At 69.8% G+C, this 6,614-nt stretch carries 7 protein-coding genes; 5 read left to right on the forward strand and 2 right to left on the reverse strand.

Going from position 1 to position 6,614, the window contains the following annotated elements; genetic code table 11:
- Positions 1-188: 188 nt before the first annotated feature.
- Both U9980_RS14250 and U9980_RS14255 read right to left on the reverse strand, forming a co-directional pair.
- A complete protein-coding gene (locus tag U9980_RS14250) occupies positions 189-725 on the reverse strand; it encodes a hypothetical protein (protein ID WP_322768359.1) in 537 nt (178 codons plus the stop codon).
- 86 nt (positions 726-811) lie between these two features.
- A complete protein-coding gene (locus U9980_RS14255; RefSeq protein ID WP_322768360.1) occupies positions 812-1,585 on the reverse strand; it encodes an IclR family transcriptional regulator in 774 nt (257 codons plus the stop codon).
- A gap of 137 nt (positions 1,586-1,722) precedes the next feature.
- Here U9980_RS14255 and U9980_RS14260 point away from each other — a divergent pair, with 137 nt between their 5' ends.
- The 5 genes from U9980_RS14260 to pcaD form a co-directional block, all read left to right on the forward strand.
- The gene (locus tag U9980_RS14260) at positions 1,723-2,907 is read left to right on the forward strand and encodes a 4-hydroxybenzoate 3-monooxygenase (RefSeq protein ID WP_322768361.1); all 1,185 of its coding nucleotides are present in this window, start codon (positions 1,723-1,725) and stop codon (positions 2,905-2,907) included.
- A gap of 35 nt (positions 2,908-2,942) precedes the next feature.
- Complete coding sequence (pcaH, locus tag U9980_RS14265; protein ID WP_416210276.1) at positions 2,943-3,656, forward strand: protocatechuate 3,4-dioxygenase subunit beta; 714 nt, start codon at positions 2,943-2,945, stop codon at positions 3,654-3,656.
- Positions 3,649-4,218, forward strand: a complete 570-nt coding sequence (gene pcaG / locus U9980_RS14270; protein ID WP_322768363.1) for a protocatechuate 3,4-dioxygenase subunit alpha — start codon at positions 3,649-3,651, stop codon at positions 4,216-4,218. Before pcaH ends, pcaG begins: the two co-directional genes overlap by 8 nt.
- Before the next feature lie 22 nt (positions 4,219-4,240).
- Complete coding sequence (gene pcaB, locus U9980_RS14275) at positions 4,241-5,434, forward strand: 3-carboxy-cis,cis-muconate cycloisomerase (RefSeq protein ID WP_322768364.1); 1,194 nt, start codon at positions 4,241-4,243, stop codon at positions 5,432-5,434.
- Positions 5,431-6,614, forward strand: a 1,184-nt coding sequence (gene pcaD / locus U9980_RS14280; RefSeq protein WP_322768365.1) for a 3-oxoadipate enol-lactonase, incomplete at its 3' end; no start/stop codon positions are given. The genes pcaB and pcaD, both read left to right, overlap by 4 nt.

Here is a 6,614-nt window from a genome sequence, read left to right on the forward strand (position 1 = left end):
CGCCCCTGTTGCCGGGCGCTCTAACGGTGACATGGCGGCAACGATGCTTCGAGATGCACGTCGCCGGGCGGAGTCGACTCAGGTCGAGCTGGCGTGACTCACTGGTGCTCGTCGAGAAAACGGACGATATGGCCGAACACATCCAGAGCGTCGCTATGACCGTTTGAACCCGCCCTGCTTTTGCGTTGTCAACCACGGGACCAGCGGGCCAGCGCTGCATTCACCCCGGAAAAGCACGCCAGTGCGCTGCCCGCACCCGCACCGGTGATGGCGCTTGCGGCGACATCCGTGTGCCCGGACACGACAACGGCCGACACCGCGACCACAGTCAGCACTCCGCCGAGCACGAGAAACGACGGTGAACGCAGCACGGCCGCAATCGGCCACATGTGCACACCCACCACCAGGCAGATCCAGGGAGCCAGATACTCGGACCGGCCACTGGAGAAAATCGCGGTGGATCCCACAGCGGCGATGACTGTCTCGACCCGAACAACGATGCCGTAGCGACGCGACGCTTCCGACGCACTGAATACCGAACTGCTCGACCGCAGCTGCCACGACACCCGCGCACCGAGCACGACCAGGATCACACTCGCGATCGCGCCAATGAGAAGCGGCCGCCGCCACGAGGAAGGCGGTCTCTCCTGCGCCCAGCCGAACCACATACACGCAAAAAAGGCAAGAATGAGCGCGGCCATCGCGTTGTCGCGAGTATATCGCACGTGGAGTCCTGTCTGACGATACCGATCGTGTTCAGCCACCGGCGGCCGGCCGGAACAGCCCCACCGTGGTGACCTCGCCGGTGCGGTCAATCGACAGCTGCGATGTTCTCGCGGCCGGCACCGAGGTGGCGGGAGATCCCGCGCGCCGCGGCCAGCACAGCCGGCACGTAGCGTCGAGCGTGTCCGGCCTTGGCCGCGACGACGATCGACAGCGCCGCGACGACGGTGCGGGTCGAGTCATAGACCGGTGCCGCGACCGAGACGGAGACCGTCTCGATCTGGCGGTCGCTGATCGCGTAGCCGGTCCGGCGGACCTCTGCCACGGTGCGGCGCAGCCGGGTCGGGTCGGTGAGGGTGTGCTCGGTGTAGCGCTTGAGCGGGCCGGCGAGCACCGCGTCGATCTCGTCGCTGGACGCGTGGGCGAGGAGCACAAGTCCGACGCCCGTCGCGTGCGCGGGCAACCGGCTGCCCGGTCGGCTCACGATGTGTACCGCCTGCCGGCCGGAGATCCTTTCCACGTAGACGACATCCGGCCCGTCCAGTACGGCGATCTGGACGTTTTCGTGGGTGACCTCGTAGAGATCCTCGAGGAACGGCAGCGCGGCCTCGCGCAGCCCGATGCTGCGCGGCGCCAGCGCGCCGACCTCCCACAGCCGTAGCCCGATGCGGTACCGGCCGTCGTGATCACGTTCCAGTGCACCCCAGCGCGCCAGCTCGCCCACCTGACGATGCGTGGTGGTCAGCGGCAACCCGGCCAGCCGGCTGATCTCGGACAGCGCCAGCGTCGGGCGGTCGGCGCAGAAGCAGTCGAGGATCGCCAGGACCCGCTGGGTGCCGGACGCACGTTGCCTGCCGCTCATCGCGTGTCGCTTTCGAAGAGGTCTTCCGGGTGGCGGAAGTCTAGACCTACGCCGGTCGAGTCTGGGGCACGCTGATCCGACATCCGACATCCGACATCCGAGATCCGACATCGGTCACCGGCGAAGGGGCTGCCCGCATGCGCACACAGGTCGGCATCGTCGGCGCGGGGCCGGCCGGGCTCCTTCTCGCTCACCTGCTGCATCTGCAGGGGGTGGAGTCTGTCGTGCTCGAGCGCCGGGACCGTGCCTACGTCGAACGCCGCGTCCGCGCCGGGGTCCTCGAGCACGGGACGGTCCAGACGCTGCGCGAGGCCGGCGTGGGTAAACGGATGGACGCGCAGGGCCTGGTGCACACGGGCACCGAGCTGCGCTTCGGGCTGCGCAGCCACCGCATCGACTTCACCGCGCTCACCGGTCGCGGCATCATGGTCTACGGGCAGCAGGAGGTCGTGAAGGACCTGATCGCGGCGCGTCTCGACGCCGGTGGCGACGTGCGATTCGAGATCGAGGACGTCGCGCTGGCCGGTCTCGACCCCCAGGAGGCGCGCATCGAGTTCGTCGAGGACGGCGCGCGCCACGTGTTGGACTGCGACTTCGTCATCGGCACAGACGGGTTCCACGGCGTGAGCCGCAGCTACCTGCCCGACCTCGTGAGCTACGAACGCAGCTACCCGTTCGCGTGGCTCGGCGTCCTCGCCGACGCGCCGCCGTCCTCGCACGAGCTGATCTATGCCCGGCACGCCAACGGCTTCGCGCTACACAGCATGCGCTCACCGAGCGTCACCAGAATGTACCTCCAGGTCTCGCCCGACGAGGATCTCAGCGAATGGCCCGATGATCGGATCTGGGCGGAGCTGCATGCCCGACTAGCCGACGACACAGGCTTCGCGTTGACCGAAGGCCCTTTGCTGGACAAAGGGATTACATCGATGCGCAGTGTCGTGGTGACGCCGATGCAGCACGGCCGGCTGTTCCTCGCCGGGGACGCGGCGCACATCGTCCCGCCCACCGGCGCGAAGGGGATGAACCTCGCCGTGGCCGACGTCCGCCTGTTGTCCCGGGCGCTCGGTGGCTACTACGCCGCAGGCCGGGACGACCTGCTCGCCGCCTACACCCAAACCGCGTTGCGCCGAGTCTGGCGCGCAACCCACTTCTCCTGGTGGATGACCTCGATGCTGCACCGCTCGCCCGACGGCGACGCCTTCGGCGAGCAGCTCGCGCTGGCTCAACTCGACTACGTCGTGTCGTCCACGGCGATGGCGACGTCGCTGGCCGAGAACTACACCGGGCTGCCCTACGCACAAGGATGGTCATACCGATGAACGACGTGGACGTGGACGTAGCGCAGCCGCTGCGGATGCCGACCGGCTATCGCGTGGACGCCGAGGGAACCCACCCCTCGTTGTCGTTCGCGGGGTACAAGAGCACCGCGCTGCGCCATCCGACCAGGCCACTGCACCTGTTGCCACATCGGCTCACGGAGGTCACCGGGCCGCTGTTCGGCTCCGAGCGGGTCGGGCCGGGCGAGGACGACCTGACCCGTTACGACGGAGGTGAAGCGTGCGGGCAGCGGATCGTCGTCCATGGGCGGCTAAAGGACTCGGGTGGCCGCGCGGTGCCGGGCGCCCTGCTCGAAGTGTGGCAGGCCAACGCCGGCGGCCGGTACCGGCACGTCGGCGACCAGTGGCCGTCGCCGCTGGATCCGCACTTCGCCGGGCTGGGCCGCACGGTCACCGACGGCCAGGGCCGGTACCGGTTCACCACGATAAGGCCCGGGGCATACCCCTGGAAGAACCATCACAACGCCTGGCGGCCGGCGCACATCCATTTTTCGGTCTTCGGGCAGGCCTTCGCTCAACGGCTGATCACGCAGATGTACTTCCCGGACGATCCGCTGTTCGTCCAGGACCCGATCTACAACTCCGTCCCGGACGAGAAGGCCAGGGCGCGGATGGTGGCGTCCTACGACCACGATGTGACGACGGACCACTGGGCGCTCGGTTTCCGGTTCGACATCGTGCTGCGTGGACGCGACCAGACCCCCTTCGAGAACGAGCCGCACGATGACTGAGCTGCTCGGATCGACACCGTCGCAGACCGTCGGGCCGTACCTGGCCATCGTGCTGGCCTGGGCGGATGGCTCAAATGTCGTCGCCCCCGGGACCGCGGGCCTGCTTAGGATCACCGGAAGGCTGATCGACGGCGCCGGTGACGGAGTCCCCGACGGCCTCATTGAGATCTGGCAGGCCGACCCCGCCGGACGCTTCAACCACCCCGACGATCCGCGCGGCGCCCGTGCCCACATCGGGTTCCGGGGATTCGGCCGATGCCCGACCGAATCCGACGGCACGTTCGTCTTCCACACGCTCAAGCCCGGGCCGCTGCCAGCCGGCGACGGTGGCACCGAGGCGCCGCACCTGGACGTGTCCATCCTCGCGCGCGGACTGCTGCATCGCCTCGTCACGAGGATCTACTTCCCCGACGAGGCCGCGGCCAACGCGACCGATCCGGTGCTGCGCGGGCTCGAACCTGCACAGCGGCGCCTGTTGACAGCGGTGGAGCAGGAGAACGGCGGCCTGCGTTTCGACATCCGGATACAGGGTCACGACGAGACCCCGTTCTTCGCGATCTGATGGCGAAGACATCGGTGCGATCATGCTGGGCGACCAGGACGGTGAACCGGTGAGTGCCCTGTGGGATCCGATCTTCGGTGCGACCGCGGTCGCCGCCACCACCGACGACCGCGCCTGGCTCGGCGCATTGTGTGACGTCGAAGCCGCATTGGCTCGTGCCTGCGCGACGGTAGGACTGATCGACGGTGCGACGGCGACGCAGATCGAGACTGCCTGCGCGCAGGCAGCCGCCCACGATCCCGACGAGCTCGGTCGGCAGGCCGCCGCCGACGGCAACCCGGTGATCCCGCTGGTCCGCCGGCTTCGGGTCGCGCTCGCGCAAGCCGCGGATGAGCACGCCGCTTCGGTCGTCCATCTCGGCGCTACCAGCCAGGACATCCTCGACACCGCGGCCATGCTGGTGGCGCACCGGGCGACGGCCGTCGTCGGCGACGGACTCGACGGCGCGGCCGACGCGTGCGCCGTGCTCGCACGCGACCATCGAAACACCGCGATGGCCGGACGAACGCTGCTTCAGCAGGCGGTGCCCACCACGTTCGGGGCGGTAGCGGCCGGCTGGGGAGAAGGCCTCGACCGAGCCGGCCGTCGCCTGCGGGCGGTACGGGAGGACCTCGCCGTGCAGCTGGGTGGCGCCGCCGGCACGCTTGCCGCGCTGTATCCGGGCGGTCCAGCCGTCCGCGCCGCCCTGGCCGATGAACTCGGGCTGACCGACCCGGGCACGGTCTGGCACACCGAGCGCGTCCGCATCGCCGAACTCGCCGGCGCGCTCGGCGCGGCGTCCGGCGCGGTCGGCAAAATCGCCACCGACATCGTGCTGCTCGCCCAGACCGAACTCGGCGAGGTGGCCGAAGGCGTCGGTGGCGGATCGTCGGCGATGCCACACAAGCAGAACCCGATCGCGGCCGTGACGGCCCGGGCCGCCGCCGCACAGGCGCCCGGCCTGGTGGCAACCCTTCTCGCCGCGATGCCCGGCGAGCTGCAGCGCGGCGCCGGTCCGTGGCACGCCGAGTGGGCACCGCTCACCGCGCTGCTCAACGTGGCGGGCGGCGCTGCGGCCAGACTGCGCGTATCGCTGTCAGACCTGCACGTCGACCGCGACGCTATGAGTCACAATCTACGATGTATGCAGGCAATCGACGCCCGGGTCCGGCCGAGCACCGATGTCGGCCATGCCGGCGACATCGTCGATCACTATCTCGCGGGACGACACCGATGACCGTCACGCTCCACTCCCTCGCCGAGGGGCCGCGCCGAGCACCGGTGCTGGTGCTGCTCAACTCCCTCGGCACGTCGACCGCGATGTGGGATCCGCAGGTCGCCGTCCTCGCCGAGCGGTTCCGCGTCGTGCGGATCGACAGCCGCGGCCACGGCCGCTCACCCGCTGCCCCGCCCGGCCAGCCCGGCCAGCCCGGCCAGCCGTGCACGATCGACGAGCTGGCTCGCGACGTCCTGGCCGTGCTGGACCGGATCGAGCTCGATCTGGGCATCACCCGCGTCCACCTGGCCGGTCTGTCCCTCGGCGGGATGACGGCCATGTGGATCGCCGCGCACCATCCGCAGCGGATCGCCCGGCTGGCTCTGCTCTGCACGTCGGCCCACCTGCCGCCCGCGAAGGCCAGGTTCGCCCGTGCCGCCACGGTGCGACGCGACGGGCTGGGCCCGATCGCCGAGGCAGTCGTCCAGCGCTGGGTGACACCGGGCCTCGCGGCCCGCGACCCCGGCCTGGTGGCGGCGCTCGTGGCCATGCTGAGGTGCACCGATGCGGAGTCCTACGCGCAGTGCTGCGAGGCGATCGCCACCATGGATCTGCGCCCCGATCTCGCTCGCATCGCCGCGCCGACGCTGGTCATCGCCGGGAGCGACGATCCGGCCATCCCACCCGAACACGCACAGACGATCGCCAACGGTATCGCCGGGGCCCGGTTCGAGGTGCTCGGGAACGCGGCACACCTCGCCACGGTCGAGCGGTCCGGCGAGGTCGCACGCCTCCTGCTGGAGCACTTCTGCCCGCCGGACGGTGCGGGGCCCGTCGCCGGGAACGCGACGTTGAGCGCGGGTTATGCGACACGCCGCGCCGTCCTGGGCGACGAACACGTGGACCGCGCGATAGCGAACACCACCGAGTTCACCGCGCCCTTTCAGGACTTCATCACCCGCTACGCGTGGGGCGAGGTCTGGTCGCGGCCCGGTCTCACCCGCCGGGACCGGTCGATCGTGACGCTGGCCGCGTTGACCTCCCTCGGCGCCGACCACGAGATCGCAATGCACGTGCGTGCCGCGATCCGCAACGGACTCACCCCGGCTGAAATCGGTGAGGTGCTGCTGCACACGGCGCTGTACAGCGGCCTGCCCCGCTCCAACCGGGCATTCGCCATTGCGCAGCAGACGCTGGCTGA

Source organism: Protofrankia sp. Cr1, assembly GCF_963555865.1.
Taxonomy (GTDB): Bacteria; Actinomycetota; Actinomycetes; order Frankiales; family Frankiaceae; genus Protofrankia.

Coding starts and splice junctions, on each gene's coding strand:
- pcaH (WP_416210276.1), top strand. CDS start 2,943: ATGCCGACCGGCTATCGCGTGGACGCCGAGGGAACCCACCCCTCGTTG.
- U9980_RS14260 (WP_322768361.1), top strand. CDS start 1,723: ATGCGCACACAGGTCGGCATCGTCGGCGCGGGGCCGGCCGGGCTCCTT.
- pcaG (WP_322768363.1), top strand. CDS start 3,649: ATGACTGAGCTGCTCGGATCGACACCGTCGCAGACCGTCGGGCCGTAC.
- U9980_RS14255 (WP_322768360.1), bottom strand. CDS start 1,585: ATGAGCGGCAGGCAACGTGCGTCCGGCACCCAGCGGGTCCTGGCGATC.
- pcaB (WP_322768364.1), top strand. CDS start 4,241: ATGCTGGGCGACCAGGACGGTGAACCGGTGAGTGCCCTGTGGGATCCG.